Source organism: Paracoccus sp. (in: a-proteobacteria) (assembly GCF_046462195.1).
In the GTDB taxonomy this organism is placed as follows: domain Bacteria; phylum Pseudomonadota; class Alphaproteobacteria; order Rhodobacterales; family Rhodobacteraceae; genus Paracoccus.
Window position 1 is genome coordinate 35,408 of record NZ_JBKGUN010000032.1, and the last position, 18,412, is coordinate 53,819.

At 63.5% G+C, this 18,412-nt stretch carries 14 protein-coding genes and 2 pseudogenes; 9 read left to right on the forward strand and 7 right to left on the reverse strand.

Going from position 1 to position 18,412, the window contains the following annotated elements; all coding sequences use genetic code 11:
* The first annotated feature begins 48 nt into the window (after positions 1–48).
* From ACLHHB_RS02115 to ACLHHB_RS02145, 7 genes are all read left to right on the forward strand, one after another.
* On the forward strand, positions 49–1,455 hold the full coding sequence (locus ACLHHB_RS02115; RefSeq protein ID WP_410216630.1) for a hypothetical protein: 1,407 nt from the start codon (positions 49–51) through the stop codon (positions 1,453–1,455).
* Positions 1,452–3,416, forward strand: a complete 1,965-nt coding sequence (locus tag ACLHHB_RS02120; protein ID WP_410216631.1) for an acyltransferase family protein — start codon at positions 1,452–1,454, stop codon at positions 3,414–3,416. The genes ACLHHB_RS02115 and ACLHHB_RS02120 overlap by 4 nt, the downstream gene beginning before the upstream one ends.
* A 14-nt stretch (positions 3,417–3,430) precedes the next feature.
* The gene (locus ACLHHB_RS02125) at positions 3,431–5,008 is read left to right on the forward strand and encodes a GMC oxidoreductase (RefSeq protein WP_410216632.1); all 1,578 of its coding nucleotides are present in this window, start codon (positions 3,431–3,433) and stop codon (positions 5,006–5,008) included.
* Complete coding sequence (locus tag ACLHHB_RS02130; RefSeq protein WP_410216633.1) at positions 5,005–5,811, forward strand: SDR family oxidoreductase; 807 nt, start codon at positions 5,005–5,007, stop codon at positions 5,809–5,811. Before ACLHHB_RS02125 ends, ACLHHB_RS02130 begins: the two co-directional genes overlap by 4 nt.
* Entirely contained in the window at positions 5,808–6,719 is a 912-nt protein-coding gene (locus tag ACLHHB_RS02135) for a hypothetical protein (protein ID WP_410216634.1), read from the forward strand. Before ACLHHB_RS02130 ends, ACLHHB_RS02135 begins: the two co-directional genes overlap by 4 nt.
* Positions 6,720–6,769: 50 nt before the next feature.
* Complete coding sequence (locus ACLHHB_RS02140) at positions 6,770–8,053, forward strand: oligosaccharide flippase family protein (RefSeq protein WP_410216635.1); 1,284 nt, start codon at positions 6,770–6,772, stop codon at positions 8,051–8,053.
* A 241-nt stretch (positions 8,054–8,294) separates the two neighbouring features.
* A complete protein-coding gene (locus ACLHHB_RS02145) occupies positions 8,295–8,621 on the forward strand; it encodes a hypothetical protein (RefSeq protein ID WP_410216636.1) in 327 nt (108 codons plus the stop codon).
* A 119-nt stretch (positions 8,622–8,740) separates the two neighbouring features.
* Here the strand turns inward: ACLHHB_RS02145 and ACLHHB_RS02150 are convergent.
* From ACLHHB_RS02150 to ACLHHB_RS02180, 7 genes and pseudogenes are all read right to left on the reverse strand, one after another.
* Positions 8,741–8,958: pseudogene (locus ACLHHB_RS02150) on the reverse strand (IS110 family transposase); the annotation flags it as partial.
* Between the two features lie 35 nt (positions 8,959–8,993).
* Positions 8,994–9,764 (reverse strand): WecB/TagA/CpsF family glycosyltransferase, encoded by a 771-nt coding sequence (locus ACLHHB_RS02155; RefSeq protein ID WP_410216637.1) that lies wholly within the window; start codon positions 9,762–9,764, stop codon positions 8,994–8,996.
* Positions 9,765–10,113: 349 nt separating this feature from the next.
* Positions 10,114–11,049: a thioesterase domain-containing protein gene (locus ACLHHB_RS02160; RefSeq protein ID WP_410216638.1), complete on the reverse strand. Its 936-nt coding sequence runs from the start codon at positions 11,047–11,049 to the stop codon at positions 10,114–10,116.
* 3 nt (positions 11,050–11,052) lie between these two features.
* Positions 11,053–12,291 (reverse strand): AMP-binding protein, encoded by a 1,239-nt coding sequence (locus ACLHHB_RS02165; protein WP_410216644.1) that lies wholly within the window; start codon positions 12,289–12,291, stop codon positions 11,053–11,055.
* Positions 12,271–13,359 (reverse strand): annotated as a pseudogene (locus ACLHHB_RS02170) (condensation domain-containing protein); the annotation flags it as partial. The pseudogene ACLHHB_RS02170 and the gene ACLHHB_RS02165, both read right to left, overlap by 21 nt.
* Before the next feature lie 747 nt (positions 13,360–14,106).
* Positions 14,107–14,688: a YceI family protein gene (locus tag ACLHHB_RS02175; protein WP_410216639.1), complete on the reverse strand. Its 582-nt coding sequence runs from the start codon at positions 14,686–14,688 to the stop codon at positions 14,107–14,109.
* A gap of 99 nt (positions 14,689–14,787) precedes the next feature.
* Positions 14,788–15,942 carry a cytochrome b/b6 domain-containing protein gene (locus ACLHHB_RS02180; RefSeq protein WP_410216640.1) on the reverse strand — a complete coding sequence of 385 codons (1,155 nt, stop codon included), beginning with the start codon at positions 15,940–15,942 and terminating at the stop codon, positions 14,788–14,790.
* Between the two features lie 224 nt (positions 15,943–16,166).
* On the opposite strand from ACLHHB_RS02180, the gene ACLHHB_RS02185 reads away from it, so the two are divergent.
* Both ACLHHB_RS02185 and ACLHHB_RS02190 read left to right on the forward strand, forming a co-directional pair.
* Complete coding sequence (locus ACLHHB_RS02185; RefSeq protein WP_410216641.1) at positions 16,167–17,273, forward strand: exonuclease SbcCD subunit D; 1,107 nt, start codon at positions 16,167–16,169, stop codon at positions 17,271–17,273.
* On the forward strand, positions 17,270–18,412 hold a 1,143-nt coding region (locus ACLHHB_RS02190), incomplete at its 3' end, for an AAA family ATPase (RefSeq protein WP_410216642.1). The genes ACLHHB_RS02185 and ACLHHB_RS02190, both read left to right, overlap by 4 nt.

Here is an 18,412-nt window from a genome sequence, read left to right on the forward strand (position 1 = left end):
ATGGCAGCGAACGTGACGTAGCACCTCGGTGATGGCAAGGGGGTCCGGTTGGGCAATTCACTGGCGCTGATGATGCTGGCCATCTGGCCGATCGTTTCGGCGTTCCTGTTTTCGAAGCTGGACTATCAGCGTGCGGCCCTCTGGACCGTGCTGGCCGGCTATCTTCTGTTGCCGCCGGTTTCTGCCATCCACCTGCCGATGATTCCCAGCCTGACAAAGGACAGCATTGTCGGGATATGCGCGATCGTGGGTGCGCTGAGCCTGCGCAAGGATGCCGTTCTTCCTTGGATTCGGCTGGAAACATGGGTCATTGTTCTTGTCGGGGTAGCCGTCGTGACTCCCATGGTGACGATGGTCACCAATCCCGAACCACTGGTCGAAGGCATTTCGTACCGTCCCGGACTGGGCATAAAGGACGGCATCTCGGGGGTCATGTATGTGGCCTTGGAGCTGATGCCTTTCATCGTCGGCTACATGGTGCTGTCCAGCCGCGATGCGATTCGGGTTTGGATGCTGGCCCTGCTTCTTGCAGGACTTGCCTATACGCTGCCCATGCTGATCGAGATCCGGCTCAGTCCGCAGCTGAACGTATGGATCTACGGGTTCTTCGCCCATGACTTCGGCCAATCCATGCGGTACGGCGGGTTCCGGCCCATGGTATTTCTTGAGCACGGCCTGTGGGTGGCGATGTTCACCGTGATGGTCGTGCTGTCCGCAGCCGTGATGCTGCGGGAACCGTCGGACCCGGCCCGAAGCCGGAAGATCGCTACGCTGGTTTATCTTCTTGCCGTACTGGTGCTGTGCAAGAGCGTCGCCTCGATGCTCTATGCCTTCACTCTGGTGCCCGTGATCCTGTTCCTGGGGCCCCGCTGGCAGGCCAAACTTGCAGGCGTGTTGGCAATTGCAGTCTTTGTCTATCCCGTTGCGCTGTGGCTGGGACTGGTTCCCGTCAAAGGGATCACGGACCTGGCCATGGGCCTCGACGCCGAACGCGGACAATCATTGGAGTTTCGCTTCGACAACGAACAGGTTCTTCTTGATCGTGCCAGCCTGAAGCCGCTCGCGGGCTGGGGGGCATGGGGTCGCAACCTAGAGGTGGACCCCTACAGCGGGCGTTTTACCACGGTCACCGATGGTCAGTGGATCGTTGCCATGACGCTGAGCGGCATCCTTGGCTATGTCGCAAGCTTCGGACTCCTATGCGGATCGGTTGTCCGGATCTGGCTGAGCGCGAGGTCGAATGGCATCGATCGCTGGACCGCGGGACTTGCACTGATCATGGCAGCCAATCTGGTGGACCTGATCCCGAACGCGACCCTGACGCCGCTGACATGGCTCAGCGCAGGCGCACTGGCCGGCCTTGCGGCGCGCGGCGTTGCCAGCCAAGGCGCTGCAGAACGCCCTGCCGCCGTGCTGCTGGCCCGGCGCCCCGCCATGAGGACCATCATAGGATGAGTGCGCCCTTGACGGACCCCAGGGCAGGCTATCGCCCCGAGATTGATGGCCTGCGCGCCATCGCGGTTCTGGGGGTCGTCCTTTATCACTTCGACCTGCCCGGGCTGCCCGGCGGCTTCACAGGAGTCGACGTTTTCTTCGTCATCTCGGGCTATCTGATCGGGGCCATCCTGTGGAGGGAATACCTGACCACTGGGCGCATCCGGTTGGGACGCTTCTATCTACGGCGCTTCCGGCGGCTGGCGCCGGCATGGTCGGTGATGGCGCTGGCCGTCTTCGTGGCCGGCTATCTGATCCTTCTGCCCCATGACCTTCGGGAACTGGGCAAGGCACTGATCGCGTCGGCCCTGTTCGTGGCCAACATCCAATTCTGGCGCGGTTCCGGCTATTTCGACAGCGCTTCGGAGGAAAAGCCGCTGCTGCACATGTGGTCGCTGTCCCTTGAGGAACAGTTCTACATCGCCCTGCCGCTGATGCTGCTGTTGTGCGCCCGCCGCCCCCGGCTGGCGCTTCCGCTGCTTGTGGGTTTTGCGGTCGCGTCGCTGTCGCTGTCGATCGCGATGACCTCGAGCCGCCAGACAGCCGCCTTTTTTCTTTTCCCGTTCCGGGCCTGGGAATTGCTGGCAGGAGTGCTGCTGGCGATCTGGTCTCATGGACGCACCGGTCCGGCACGGGGCTGGGCCGGATCTGCCTTGGGCCTGGCGCTGGTGCTTGCGGGGATGGCACTGATTCGCCCCAATGACAATTTTCCCGGCGCGCTGGCCATGGTTCCCGTGGCGGGGACGATGCTGCTGATCTGGAACGGCCAGGCGCAAAACCCGGTCAACCGGCTGCTGGGCTGGCCCCCGATGCGCGGGATTGGGCTGATCTCTTATTCACTCTATCTGTGGCACTGGCCGATCCGCAGCCTTGCGGGCTTTGCCTTGGGACCCGACCGCGGAGCGGCGACGAACGCCGGCCTGATCCTTTTGTCCATGGTGCTGGCCTGGGTCAGCTGGCGGCTGGTCGAGACGCCGGTCCGCCGGGCCGACAAGCTGTCCGCAGGACCGTTGCTGGCAGGCGTTCTTGTCAGCACGGCACTGTTGGTCGGGCTGGGCGCCTGGCCTTATCTGCGCGCCGGCCTGCCGTCCCGCTGGTCGCCTGAGATCCTGATGCATGCCAACGCCGCGCAGGATTTCATCCAAGACTGGTCGCGCTGCCGAGTCGCTGCCTCCGGGCCCTTTGAAGGCGTTGAAATCTGTCCTCTGGGGCCCGAGGGGGAGCCACGCCTACTAGCTTGGGGCGATTCCCACCTGCGTGCCATCAAGGAGGGCCTGGATCGCGCCGCACATGAAGCAGGCACCCCTGCCTGGCTGATCTGGCACGCCGGATGCCCCCCTCTTTTCAGGATCGAGAAACGGGAATCCGCCGCGACACGGGCGCAGGATGCGGACTGCTCCCGGGCCAACAGGCGCATCGAGGACGCCCTGCAGCAACATCCTTTCGAGAGGGTGCTCCTGGTCGGTCGTTGGAGCTATTACGCCGAAGGATCAGGAACCGGCACGGACGCTCACAACCTTGTCGAGGTGTCGCCCGAATGGCCCGTGGCAGTCTCCGACACGATTGCAGAACTGCGCGCCACAGGGGCACAGGTTCATGTCCTGCGGCAGGTGCCGGAGATTGCGGACTACGGATCCCTGCCGGTGGCACGGGCCTTGGCAAGGGGGGAAACAATTCCCGCCTCACGTCTGCAAATCGACCTGTCACGGGCGCTGCAACGCGAATCGGCTGGCTTGGCCCCCTTTGTCGCCGCCGCTGCGCGCGGGGAGGTCACCCTGATCGATCCTTGGCCATTGAACTGCGACAAGACCATTTGCACCGTCCTTGGCGAGGGACGGACCACCTACTTTGACAATAATCATATCACCAACGCCGGCGCGATGCGGATGCGGCGGTTGTTCGCGCCCCTGTTTGCCGAGTAGGATCAGTGGCACAGATGGATAATGTATTCGACAGGCACTGGGACGCGGTCGTGATCGGCGCCGGATTGGGCGGAGGTCTCTGTGGTCGTGCGCTGGCTGAGGCAGGACTGTCGGTCCTGTTTCTGGAACGGGGGCCAGACGTCGCTCGCACCGCCCAGACCAGCATGGATTCCGACCAGAACGACCCTGAGCCGCGCGAACAAGCCGGCTGTTGGCCGGTTCCCGTGGACTCCACGGTGAACGGGGTCTTCACGACAAGCTGGGGCGCGCAAGGGGTCGGCATCGGCGGCACGTCGGTCTTTTACGCGGCAGCGATGGAACAGCCCGAACGGCATGATCTGGACTCCCTGCCCGACATGACCCATCCGACCGGCGGCTGGCCGCTTGGGTACGACGCGTTCGCGCCCTGGTTCGACCGCGCGCGCGAGGTGATGGGCGTCAACGGGACTCCCGATCCTTTGGGACAGCCAGCCATGAGCCTTGCCACGCCTCGGCCCTTGGCGCCCCGCGATGCCGCGCTCGGGGCGGCGCTGGAGGCGGCCGGCCTGCATCCTTACCGCGCCCATCTCGGCATCCGGCAGTTGGACGGCTGCATGGAGTGCATCGGCCGCAAATGCCCTAAACCCTGCAAGATGGACGGACGCTCGGCAGGGGTGGAACCGGCCTTGGCGACAGGTCGCGCCGCTGTGTTGCCGGGCGCGACGGTGCTGGGTTTTTCGGGCGAAGGCCAAACGATCGGGAGCGTCCGGATCCGCCACGACGGCCGCGAGCGGCGGCTGCAGGCGCGCACCTATGTCCTGGCCGCCGGAGGTCTGGGGTCGCCGCGCCTCTTGATGGCCTCGGCCAGCGAAGCATGGCCGCAGGGCTGCGCCAATTCCAGCGGGCTGGTCGGCCGTGGACTGATGTTCCACATCAACGAGCGCATTGCCGTCTGGCCGCCGCGCGGTGCCCCCGTATCTTCCCCCGGTCCGGCCAAGACCTTCTCGATGCGCGATCTGTATCGCGACGGTCCGGACAGGATGGGGTTGTTCCAGTCGCTGGGCTTGCCGGCCAGCTACGGCAACATCCTTTACGTGCTGCGGCAGCGCTACCAGACCTCCCCCTTGCGGCGGCTTCCCCTGGGCCAGCAGTTTCTGCGCATTCCGGCCTATGCGGCCGCACAGTTCCTGGGCGAGGCGCGCGTTTTTGCTGCCATCCTCGAGGATCTGGCCGATGACGAAAACCGCGTCCGCTTCGACCCGCAGCGCCCGGATGCGATCATCTATGATTATACGATGTCGGACGAGCTTCTGGCGCGGCGGCGCCGTTTCCGTCGATTGCTTAAGAAGCGGCTTGGCGGCCTGCGCTCCTTGTATCTCAATCATGCGCCGGAACTGAACATCGCACATCCCTGCGGAACATTGCGGTTCTCAAAGGATTCGTCCAAGGGCGTTCTGGACCCGAATTGCAAGGCCCACGATTTGAACAACCTTTATGTCACGGATTCCAGTTTCATGCCAAGTTCGACCGGGGTTAATCCAGGATTGACCATTGTAGCCAACGCCCTGCGCGTTGCCGATGCCATCACTGCCCGTCATCGGATGAGTGGATGACAGAGCAACACGATGGAATGATCGCCGTGGTAACCGGGGCCAGCTGCGGCCTTGGCCGGGCCTTGGCAGCCTGCCTGGCAGCACGCGGACTGCATGTGGTCGGGGTTGCACGTAATGAGGTGCAGCTTGCGGAAACGGCCAAGGCATGCGCGCCCGGGCGCTTTACAGGAATGGTCGGTGACGTCTCGCAGCCTGCACTGATGCGCGACATTGCCGGCAAGATCGAGGACCGTATCGGTCCACCGACGATCCTGATCAACAACGCCGCCATCTTCCTGAAGCGCGAGTTTACCGGCATGTTGGCCGAGGACATCGTGGAACATGTCCAGATCAACTGTTGCGGGCAGATCAATGCGACGGCAGCGCTTCTGCCCGCAATGCTGAAGCAGGGCCGAGGGCGGATCATCAACGTAGGCAGCTTTGCCGGTGATGCACCCGTGCCCGGGCAGATGGGTTATGCGGTGTCCAAGGCCGGGGCGCGTGCGTTTTCGCGCGCTCTGACGGTCGATCTGGCGCGGCACCTGCCGGCAGTGACGGTCAGCGAGTGGATCCCCGGTATTCTGGCCACCCGCACCGGGGTTGCCCATGGCATCCCACCCTCCAAGGCCGCCCCATGGGGGGCTGCTCTGGCACTGGATTTCCGGCCGGAACTGCATGGCGCCACTTTCCTTAAAAATCGAGAGATGATTCCCGACAGGTCATTGCGTCAGCGCGTTAAGGATGCACTATTGCTCAAGGCGCCGAAACAGCCTCATCTGTTGACGCTGCGCCCGCTGCCATCCGGTGCAAGGGAAACGACATGAAATTCTCGGCCATCCGCAGTCTGGCCGCCATCGCGCTGATCTGGCTTTCCGGGCTTGTTCAAATGGCCAGCGCCGATACCGGGCACGACGAGGCCTGGGTGTATTTCTTCGGCAACAGCCTGATCCATCATCTGACTGACAGTCCCGAGACGGCGGTGCCGCATTGGCTGGCTCTGATGGCCGAGGCTGACGGGCGCACCTTCGCCGCCGAGGGCCGCTGGGGTTTTCCTCGCGACATGGCGGATGAACTGCCGCCCCACGCCAACTGGAATTTTCCTGCAGTATCTGGAGCGTGGGACCCTTATACCGAAAGCTTTCGCGACGCCGCATTCGACACGGTCATCCTGAATCCCGAGAACTTCATCCAGTACAACCGGGTCGATGAGCCCTATCTGGGCGACAATCCCGACAACGCGACGCCCTTGGGTGCGACCCTTGTCATTCTTGATTGGGTTCTGGCAAACTCGGGCACGCAGCGCTTCATGATCTACGAAGGCTGGGCAGATCTGAATCCTTTCGCAAAAAGCCTGCCGGCGACTTCGGAGCAAATGAAGCAATACTATAACTATGCGCAGGGACAGTATGCGGATTGGTACGACGATTATGTCGCCCGCCTGTCGGCCGAGCGCCCCGATGCCCGAATTGAACTGATCCCCGTTGGCCGCATCATGGCCCAAGTGCTGAACAGCGAACCTCTTTCGGCGCTGTCGACGGACGTCTTCTATTCGGATCTTTCGCCCCATGGGACAGCCACCACCTATTTTCTGGCGGCCATGATCACCTTTGCGGCGCTGTATGCCGCTCCGCCGCCTGCCGGGTTGCCGCTGCCGGACAGCATCGACGCGGCTTTCGCCGCCGCTTATGACACAACAGCGGATGCCATCTGGTCCGCGATGCAGGCAGACTGACAAGAATGTGGTGGACAAGGATCGGGACTCTCCTTGGCGGAGAAACTCTGGTGCAGCGTGCGCTGCGCAGTTCGGCACTGACCGTCGTCGGCTTCGGTGCCATGCAGGGCATCCGCCTGGTTTCCAACCTGATCCTGACGCGGCTGCTGTTCCCCGACGTTTTCGGTCTGATGGCGCTGATCATGGTCATGATCCAGGGCCTGAACAATTTTTCGGATGTCGGGATCACCCCGGCCATTCTCCAAAGCCGGCGCGGAGACGATCAGACATTTCTGGATACCGCCTTCACGATGCAGGCCATCCGCGGCGTCATGCTATGGCTGGGATGCTGCATCCTGGCTGTTCCCGCTGCGCGGTTCTATGACGTTCCCGAACTGGTGTGGTATCTGCCGGTTGCAGGCTTTACCGCCGTCATCTACGGCGTCATGTCCACCAAGATGGAATCTGCCAACCGGCATCTGCGCATGGGCCGCATGACTCTGGTCGAGGTTCTTTCCACTGCGGCATCGACCATCGTGACCGTCATTCTTGCGGCTTTGATGAACTCCGCCTGGGCTCTAGTCATCGGCCTGATCCTGGGTGCGATCATCAAGGTGGTGATGGTGGCGCGAATGCTGCCGGGCAAGCCGAACCGGTTCCGCTGGGACAGGGATGCCGTGGCCGAACTGATGCGTTTTGGCAAATGGATCCTGCCTTCGACGGTGGTGGGGTTTGCGATTGCGCAGGGGGACAAGGCGGTTCTGGCGCGCTACCTGTCCCTGTCCGAGCTGGGCGTCTACAACATCGCGTTCTTTCTGGCCAGTTTCCCCCTGATGTTGGGCAACACGATCATTTCGCGCCTCATGATCCCGATCTATCGCACCACCTCCGAAGAGCCGACGCCGCGTCGCCTGCATCGTGTCAGGATCATGCGGGCAGGTTTGACAGCCAGCTTCCTGCTGCTGCTGGCCATATTCGCAGCTTCGGGATCGCATCTGGTGGCCCTGATGTATGACGCACGCTATCAGGATGCCGGGGGGATGGTCACGCTGATCGCCTTGGCCAGCATTCCGGCGTTGATCGGCCTCAGCTATGACCAGGCGGCACTGGCTGCGGGGGACTCTCGCGGCTTCTTCTGGGTCACGCTAGTGCGGGCGGTCCTGTTCCTGTCGTTCTTCATGATCGGCGCCAGGCAAGGCGGGATCGAGGGCGCGCTTCTGGGGCAGGCATTGGCGGCCATTCTGGCTTATCCGATGCTGATCCGCATCGCGCGGCGGCATGGCGCCTGGGACGGTCTGCACGACCTGTTTTTCGGGCTGCTGGGCCTGGCGCTGACAGCTTGGCTGCTGTCCTAGAGCGTTCTGCGCCCCCGGCGGTTCAGCATTTGCCATTGTCTGACCTGTACCTCGCTGACTTTTAGCAGGTATGGGCCTGCGGATGGCCCGGCCATATTCTCTTGAGCTTAGTCAGCGGGCATTCGCCCCTGCCGAGAAGGATCATAAGCTATGCGCAACTGCGACACGCTTCCGGAATCCGGTCGGAGCAACACGCTGACCCCGAGGCGTAACGGGAACCTGCAGTCAGTTGCGCAAGGCAATGGCGGCGATCACGGCAAGTCGACTGCTGGCCGCGATTGGCTTGCGGCTGGCGCGGAAAGGGGATCTCATAGTCAATCACCTATGGCCAAACCCACTGACCTCCACAGCGCCGCCATTAACCGCGTTTTCTTATGGCATTCTTATGCAGCTCCGATTTGTCAAATGGCAGACCCTTCACATCAAGAGCCGAAGCAGCCTGATGTCCGGCATGCGTGCCTTGGCTGGATCACATGGGCCTACAGCCTTTTATGAGAACCTGTTACCACACCGAGGTTTCATGGCAGAAACATCCGCGAAGGCGAGCATGGCCAAGACAATTGGCTGAGTACTTTAAGGCAACCGCGTGATCGGCCACGTATTTAGGAGAAGCGACACACCAAGGCTCATCGCCACTGATATGGGGCGATGAACAGGAACCCGTTTAACCTTTGGTCGAAAAGCGCTTGCCCCCTTCGCCGCCACGATCCCGTATTCGGTCATGGGGGTGCGGCTCGCATGCCGGTCTGAATGGCCTGTTTGACAAGAAATTTCGTGCCCGACGTAGGACAAGCGCAGCCGATAGGGCTTCGCTCTTTACGGGCACAACTCTTGTAGTGTCTGGTCAAAGCTTCACAGATTGCTGCGGCATCCGCTGCATCCGTTTTTCCGCGCTTGACATCCGGCACCTGACTAGAGCCACGCTGGACCAGCGGCGAGGTCAGCGCGCCTTTCGGCCTGCACCCCGTGCCCTGAAAGCGCGCAATGCGTGGCCTGGCAGGATCAGGGCGCCGCGAAGATAGCGCGGGCCCAGACGCGTGGGACTCAGCGATGCCCGCCACAGCCATTCCATCTTGACTGTGCGCACGATCCCCGGGGCCCGCCGCTGCCGGCCCGCGATGAAGTCGATGCCCGCCCCGATCGAGGCGAAACCCACCGAGGGGCAATGAAGACGCGCGCGCATGGCAAAGACCTCTTGCCGCGGTGCTCCCAAGGCCAGAAGGCACAATCCGGCTCCGCTGGCATTGATTCGGTCCATGATCTCGTCGGCCTCGCCGCTTTCGGGATCAAAGGGGAAGCCGGGCGCATCCACCAAGGCGATTTCCAGACCGGGAATGCTGTCGGTCAAGCGGCCAGCCGCCGCCGACCCCCCTTCACGCGTTCCGGCAACAATCGCGACGGCCCGCCCCTGCGCGGCTGCAATCCGGCACAATGGCTCCACCAGTTCCGAGCCAGGTACCAGCGACACCTTGTGCCCGCCCAGACGCGCCAGCCAGACGATAGGGTTTCCGTCCGCCACGATCAAGTCGTGGGCAGCGTATGCCTTGCGAAAGCGTGGGTCCGAGCGCAGCTTTTCCAGGTGGTCGACATTCAATGTGGCAAGGGCAAACCCCTGCTTCACGGCCAGACGATCTTCGATGATGGACAGAAGCGCCTGCCTGTCCGGAACCGTCAGGGCAATTTCCTCGGGTCCGACATTAAACTGCATCATCTTCATCCTGTAAAAAAATGTCGGTCATCTGGACGGACGCGCCCTCTGGAACAAAGCGCCCAAAGTCCGCATATTCCGACATTGGTAACTTGTCAGCACAGCCAGTACGATACTTGGCGGCCCTTTTCCGCCCCCTGCCTGCAGCCCGACCATGCAAGGAAAATCGACCCCGTCAAGCAATGTTTCCTGCAAGGGCTGCCGAGCATCGCCCGTTCGCCCCGTACGAGTAGCTCACGGATGCTGCATTGTCAGGCTCCGCTCTCCTGTCGTGCGGCAGCCTTTTCGGGCCTCCATACCAGAGATTCTTGCCGCCGGTCTATCGCTGCCGCAGCGCAAAGAGTGTCCGAACTCATGACGCATCTTGCCGGGTATGGATCGGCTGGCCGAGATCCTCCGCCTGCGCGATCAGACGCTGCAGATGTCTGGCCAGCACCTCGACATTTCCCGGCTGCAGGATGGACAGATGGTCGCCGGGCAGATCGTGCAGTTCAATCCCGCGCTGCGCGACGGAGGCCCATCCCAGGCCCGAGGCCAGCGCTTCAGGGGCGTCCCAAAAGCTGCTGTCAGCGCGAAACACGGCGATCCTGCCGTCATAGGGCCGAGGCGCATAGGCGGAAACCGCAATAACATTTGCCTCGATCAACGCATTCATGTCGGGCAGATCCTGCGCCTGTGGGGGTGCCTCGGGATGGCGCGGCGGGATGAGGCCCGTCAGGGACCGGACATGCCCTATCCCCTGCCGGCGGATCTGGCCGATATGGGCCCGCAGCTTGGGCCAGCCGGTCAGGGAAGGACGTCCGCCCGGCCCCATCGCATCAAGGATGGCAAGAACCCGCACCTCGCGACCGGCGGCGCGCAGCAGTTGCGCCAGTTCGAATGCGAAGTAAGCCGCCATCGACACCGCAATCAGGCAGACCGGCTGGTTCGGAAAGCTTGTCTGCAATTCCTTGAAATAAGCGCGGGCCGTGCGCCTGACGTCAATCTGGCGCAAATTTTCGGGGATGCCAACGGTCAGCCCATGAAAAGGATAATCCGGTCCAAGTGCAGCAGACAGCGGCCGAAACAGCTCTTGGTTGCGACCAAGGACATGCACGGCGAAGATTGGCACCTGCCGACCTCCGGGCTGGATGGGCACAAGACACTGTTCCTGTCGGTCACCTTCCCGCATCATCTGCGCCAAGGTCAGGGGGGTCGGGTGGCGCAGAAGATCGGTGGCCTGGATCTGCGCAAGGTCGATCCTGTGCCCGCGCAGCTTGATCTGCCGGTCGTTGCGGCCGAGGAACATCAGCTAGCCATCCTCCCGCCACCTAGCCCTGTCCCCCGTGCCATAAAGGCGCCCGCCCGGATGCCATGGATCCGGACCAAAGGCCGCGCTTGTCTGGACCTCATCCTGGAAATAGCCCCGCGTGACAGCAGCCCTGCCAATCCACAACAGACCCTCGCCGCCCTCGGGCGTCAGGGTGCCATCGGGCGCGCGCAGCAGGGCCAGCGCATGTCCCAAGGGCCGTCCGATAGGCAAATCGCCATTGTCGTGATTCGGTGGGGCATGCCATGCGGTGCAGGTGACGGTCGTCTCGGTCGGTCCGTAACCGTTGATGAAATCGATCCCCGGTGCCAGGTCCCGCCATTGCCGGAAGGCAGTCGGAGAGATCCGCTCGCTGCCAGTCACCAGAAGGCGGAGAGACGAAGGCAAGGGCTGCGGCTGGTCCGCCAGCCCCAGAGCCATCTGATGCCAATAGCTCGCCGGTAGGTTGAGGACCATCACGCCCTGCTCCTCGACCAGTTCCAGCAGGCCGGCAATGGAACCGATGGGACGGGCATCGCGCGTCACCACCATGGCGCCTGTCAAAAGCGTCGGCCAGACCTCTTCCAGCATCACGTCAAAGGACAAGGACGCAAACTGCAGCACGCGGTCCCGGTCCGTCAGTGCAAAACAGTCGCGGACCGCATCAGCATGCGCAGACAGCGCCCCGGTCAGCCCCATGACGGCCTTGGGGCGACCGGTCGAACCCGAGGTATGGATCAGATAGGCCAAGCGGTCATGCTGCGGCACGGGGCGTGGCGGGGCATCCGCCCTTTGCACGCCAAGGGGAGGGACATGAACCACATCCGGCAGTGCCGCTGCAAGGTCGCCAGGGCCGATCAACACACGGGCACCGACGCTCTGCATCTGCGTGGCCAGGTATTCGGGCGGTTGCTCGACATCCAGCGCCAGAAAGGCGGCCCCGGACTTCAGGGCCGCCAGCATGGCGGTGATGTGATCAATCCCACGCGGCAGAGCCACTGCAACGACATTCTCGCACCCCAGCCCCATGTCGGAAAGCTGCCAAGCCAGCCCGTTGGCCAGCCTGTCCAACATGCCGAAATCGACCTGTCGACCGGAAGCCGCTTCGATGATGGCTGGCTGATCCGGCCGTGCCCGCGCCACCGTTTCGAAACGCGTGGCAATGCACGGGGGTCCCGAAGCAGTCACCGGCAGCGGTTGCCCCGCTGCCAGAAGCTGCGATGTTTCGTCCTGATCCAGCATTTCCAGGTCGCTCAGCAGCGTGGCGGGGTCGGCCTGACCGATCGCCGCCAGCAGCCGGACGACGTGCCCCAGCATCCGCTCTGCCCGGTCGGGCGTCAGCCGGGACGGGTCATGCTCCAGGATGACCTGCAATTGGGGGTCGTCATAGACCGAAAGGGTGGCAAGGGCGCCGCCCTCTTCAATCAGCCGCACGTCAGACCAGCCGCAGCCGCGACGAGACAGCTGTGCTCCAAGCGTGCCCCGTGCATAAAGCAGCACCGTGTCGAACAGCGGCACAGCGCCGCTGCGCCCGCCCCACCTTCGGATATCAGTCAGGGAGGCCTGGGCGTGCGGACGCATTTCCAGCGTAAGCCGACGCAGCGTTGTCAGCAGATCACCAATGCACGACGTTCCGGGCAAGGGGATCTGCAGCGGCACGGTCGAGATCAGGCATCCCACCGTTTGCCGAAGATCGGGATGGCGGGAGCGGCCCGAGTCGACCAGCCCGAAACAGGCGCCAGGCTGGCCTGTCCAGCGCGCGAGAACCATTGCCCAGACCGCCTGCACCACGTTCAACGGCGTTGCCTCCACCCGTGCGGCGGCAGCCCGAATGGCTTGGGACTGGGTTTCGTCCAGTGTCCGGCACAGGTGCACCATGCGCGCCGGCTCATCAGCGGCGGACAGATTGAACAAGGCTGCTTGCTCTGCGGGGGCAAGCATTCGGGCAAAAACATCCTGTGCAGCGTTCCTGTCGACTTGCTTCAGGCGCGCCGCCGCTTTGGCGAACTTGGGTGCGAACGGATCCGCCAAGGCATGATGATTCAGCAGGGCCCACAACTCCGCAAGCACGATCTCCATGCTGGTTCCGTCGATCAGCGCATGGTGGATCGTCCAGACAAGCCGGCCGCGCCCTTTCCCAAGATTGATGCAGGTCACACGCCAGCCGGGGCCATTTGCAGGGTCCGCCCCCTCGTCCTGATCCGCGGCAAGAAGTGCCTTCTGTTCCTGATCCAGACCATCCACTCGTGACAGGTGCGACCAGTCCAACCGCCGCAGATCCACCAAGGGCTGGGACGAAACGAACAAACAGACATTCCCGTCTCGTCCGCGCGGAGAATCATGCGCAGCGCCTCATGCCGCTTGGCCAGTTCCTGCCACGCCGCCCTCAGCCGCTCCGGGGCCAGCAGCAACATTGGCGCATCAAGAACGATCTGCTCGACATGGGTCCCAGGACCGCCGCCATCATTGCCGACAGCGACGAAGCCCAACTGGGTATCTGTCACAGGTCCTGCGTCACGCAGGCTGCAGAAGTCCTGCGACGCAAAAGGGTGCTTGTCCCACATCAATTTTCAATCCACCCGTGCAAAGGGCAGAAAAGTGCCTTCATCCGAAGTTATCAACTTATAGTTGTCTAAATTTGCACTCTATGGAAGATGTTTCGCTTAAAAGCGTTACTTTCAAGCTGCAAGCACATAGGATGATTTCGTGCAGGCAGGCCGTGCTTCTTCTCCGAGCAAACTCTGTTTTCCTTGCTCAGATCACGAGTAGAATACTATGCGGAACGGGTCTGTCACCATTCTGGCTGAAAGGGAAAAGACTGAGGGGCCGAATTTGTCCAAGGGGAGGGCCATGAACCGCCAGATCCCGATCGGGCAGCAGGCTGGCTGACGATCGTCGGTCTCTTGTTTCAGGTGCTGGTACGCTGCCGGGGCCTGTGCAGACTGCCGTCCGGAAACATCCAGTGTTACTCGGCCATGCTGCAGGCGGCGCCCCGGATCACCGGAACGCCAACCTGAACGGGCCCGCGGCAACGCGGCCGCGAGCCCGGCGCAGAAATCACTCTGCGGCCATCGCCTCAACCGAGATCGCGACTTTGACGTCGTCGGACACGGCGGGGGCGAACATGCCCAGGTTGAAGTCGCTGCGCACAAGCGTGGTGGTGGCATTGAAACCCAGCCACGGCTTGTTTTCCATCGGGTGGCTGCCCTGCTGGTTCAGCACGGTATCCAGCACGACTTCCTTGGTGACACCGTTCAGCGTCAGGTCGCCCGTGATCAGGGCAGTGTTCTCACCCGTGACCTCGATGCCGGTCGAGGCAAAGGTCACCTCGGGTGCGCTGGCCTCGCTGCCGAAGAGGTCGGGCGACAGAAAATGCTCGTCGCGCCCCTTGTCGCCAGTCATCAGCGAAGCCAGAGGAAAGCGTGCCTCGACCGACGACGCGGCGGGATCTTCGGCGTCAAAGGCGATCGTGCCTTCGATGCCGCTGAACATGCCTGTCGTGGTCGAGAAGCCGAGGTGCTCATAGTTGAACACGATCTGGCTGTGCGAGGTGTCGAACTGATAGGCCGCCTGTTCGGCCAGGGCAGCACCGGCACCAAGGGCAAAAGCGGCAGTCAGCAAGGTGGTCTTGAGCATCATGATCTCCGTTCGTTATGGGCGCACCGTCCTTTGATCGGGCCCCGATGGCAACTGGCGATGGGCGAACAGATCATGTCAGCCCATGCACACAACTCGTTGTCAGCGGCGGGCGCTGAGGCTGATGGACAGGTTGACTGGAAAGGCGACCGTTACTTCGTCCTGATAACCGGCACCGATGCGCCAGTCACGGCGGTCCAGCATCGCCTGGCCCTCCATCGTGGCCACGCCGTCGCGGATCTGGAGCGTGAAGGGCAGCAAGACCGGCATGTCCTGTCCTTTCAGCGACAGCGGGCCTTGCGCGACATAGCCTTCTCCTTCCGGACGGATCGTTCCTTCGAAGATTGCCAGCGGATTGTTGGCCACATCGAAGAAGTCAGCGCCCTTCGCCTGTTCCGTTACCGTTCCGATGGTGACGCTTTCCATGTCGATGACTACGCGCACCTGACCTTGGCCCGTTGCAGGATCGAACGTAATGGAGGCCGTCCAGTCGCGAAACCCGCCCTGCACCTCCGTCCCCATCTGGCGGACCGAAAAGGCCAGATCGCCCTCGATCACCTCCCAGTCCGAGGCCGCCTGTTCCAGCGGCGACGGCGCGGGTGCGTCCTGGGGGCGGGTCGTCAGCGCATAGGCCGTTCCGGCCGTCAGCATGGCCACTGCGACCAATGCCGGCATGACATGACGGCCGCCATGACCGCCGCCGGCCACACGACCTGCCAGCATCCGAGCCAGCACGCTGTCGCGGTCGACCAGCGCGTGCTTCAGCGCCCCTGCGACATGCAGCAGCACCGCCGCAATCAGAAGCCAGGCAAAGACATGATGAACCGCGGCCATGGTCATGGCCAGCACGGGTGATTTCGGCACAAGCGGCAACCCCTGCCCCAAGGGCCACAGGATCGGCGCATAACCCTCGGTCGCGGCATGTTCGATCCAGCCGGTCAGCGGGACCAGCACCAGCGACGCATAGATCAGCCAGTGGACGCTTTCGGCCAGCAGCGTCTCCAGCCGGCGCTGCGGGTGGAGCGGGACCGGGCGTGGCTGCGTCAGCGCCCAAAGGATGCGCAGCGTGCCCACCAGCAGCGCCGCCACGCCCATCGTCTTGTGGAGCGAGAACAGCTGGACCTTCAGGGCCACGTTCTCCATCGGCACGCGCACCGCCCAAAGCCCCAGCCCGATATTGCCAAGAATGATCGGCACCGTCAGCCAGTGAAAGGTCCGGGCGACGCGGCCATAGCTGCGGGGGGTGTTCTTGTACATGGGCGTGACCTGATTGCTTGCCTGCCCGCTCTAGTCCGAATCCTGCCGCAAGGGGATTCCGTATCATGCACAGGTGGTGTGCGCGCCTGCAAAAACCCGTCATTGCTGTGCGGAGTGCTGGACGACCCGGCAGTTTTCCTCGAAGATGGGGCCAGGATGTCCCGTTTGTACAAAGCCTCATTGATGAACCCTGTTGCGACCGGCCCGTACCCCCGAGTCACGGCATGAAGATCCTCCATTCCGCCGACTGGCAATTGGGCAAACCCTTCGGCCGCTTTGACCCCGATCTGCGCGCCGCCCTGGTCGAGGCGCGCTTTGACGCCATCGACGCCATCGGCGCGGCGGCGGGGCAGCATGGCGCGCGCCATGTGCTGGTGGCCGGGGACGTCTTCGACACCGAAGGCCCCGAGGACCGGACGATCGTCCAGGCCATCTCGCGGATGGAGCGGCACCCCTGCCGCTGGTGGCTGCTGCCGGGCAACCACGACTTTGCGCGCAACGGCGGCTTGTGGGACCGGGTCCGGCATCGCGCGGGCGATGGCATCCGGATCCTGACCGAACCTGTGCCGCAAGAGATGGAACCGGGGGTCTGGCTTCTGCCGGCGCCGCTGACGCACCGGCACAACCTTGACGACCCTACCGAAGTCTTTGACCGGATGGCCACCCCGGGCGCGCGCCTGCGCATCGGTCTGGCTCACGGATCGATCCGCGATTTCGGGACAAAGGGGGAAATCCTCAACCACATCGTTCCCGATCGCGCCCAGCGTTCGGAACTGGATTATCTGGCGCTTGGCGACTGGCATGGGGTGCTGCAGGTGGATGCCCGCACCTGGTATGCCGGCACACCCGAAACCGACCGGTTCCAGCGGGACGAGCCGGGTCAGGCCCTGCTGGTCGATCTGGGGCAGGATCGTGCGCCGGTGGTGACCCGCATGCGCACCGGCCGCTTCCAATGGCTTCGCCGTGACTGGACGGTGCACGACCGCGCAGGCTTCGATGCCGAGATCCGGCAGTTGATGGACGGCATCGATCCGCCCGCCACGCTGCTGCAGCTTTCGCTGGCGGGCATCACCAGCCTGGCCGACCGCGTGGCCATGCTGGGACAACTGGAAAACGATCTGGTCCACAGGCTGCGGCATCTGGATGTCCAGTCCACCGATCTTGTCGGACGGCCAAGCGAGGATGACCTGACGCGCTTCGCTGTCGAGGGCATCCTCGGGGTCGCCGCAGCCCGGCTGTCCGCCATCATCGCGGCAGGCGGACCCGATGCGCCAACGGCGCGTCGCGCGCTTGAACGTCTTTTCATCGAACACAGCCGGGAGGAGGCATGAGCCTTCGACTTCGCCGCATCCAGGTCAACGGTTTTCGCAAGTTCCGCAACCCCGTCACCATCGACGGGCTGACCGACGGCCTCAACATCATCATCGAGCCGAACGAGACCGGCAAATCGACCCTGATGGAGGCCCTGCGCGCCGCCTTCTTTGTCCGCCACGGCACGAAGAACCAGCTGGCACAATCCTATGCCCCCCATGGCGAGGCCGTTGGTCCGGAAATAGGGGTCGAGTTCGAAGCCGACGGGCGTCCCTGGTCGGTGACCAAGCGCTTTCTCAAGGCGCCGACCGTCGAGGTGACAGGCCCCCAGGGTCGTGCCCAGGGAGACGAAGCCGAAGCCCGCCTGCATACCCTTCTGGGTTCGGTGCGCGACACCAGCCAGAAGGGGGACGCCTCGTCCTACGGCGCGCTGGGCCTTTTATGGGTGGCGCAGACCGAGGCCCTGGACGTCACCGCACCCGGCCCCCTTGTGCGGGACACGGTCCGTTCCACTCTCGAGGCGGAGGTCGGCTCGATCATGGGAGGGCCGGGCTTCCGAAAGGTGCGGGACCGGATCGAGGAGCAGGCCGTCCGCTACTGGACGCCAACCGGACAAAAGCGCGGGCGGCAGACCGAGGCGCGCGAGCGACTGGAGACCGCCGAAACAGCGGCCCGCCAGGCCGCCGAGCGGCTGGAGCGGCTGGAGGCCAGCTTTGCCGAACTGGACACCGCCCGCGCCCGGCTGAAGGTGATCGAACGCGAGATCGCCGATGATACGGACATGCAGGCCCGCAAGGATCTGGTCGCGGCGCAAGAGGTCGCGCGCGGGGCTGCCCAGATTCTGGCCACCCGCCGCGCTGAACATCAGGCCGCCGATGCCCGGCTGCGCGCCCTGCAGGACCTGTTCGACCGCCATGGCCAGATTCTGGCGCAGCGCGATCAGGCGCAGCAGCTTGTGGAAAAAGCTGGCTCAGAGCGTGCGGGGATGACCCAAGCCCTGCAGGACGGCAGGCAGCGCCTGACCGCTGCCCAGCAGGCGCTGGAACAAGCCCGTCTTGATCGGCAGGCGGCACGCGCTGCCCTTGCCGCCGGGGAAGAACGTCTTCGACAGAACCGCAGGGCAGCGGGCATTCAGGCTGCACGCACGCGCCATGCACGC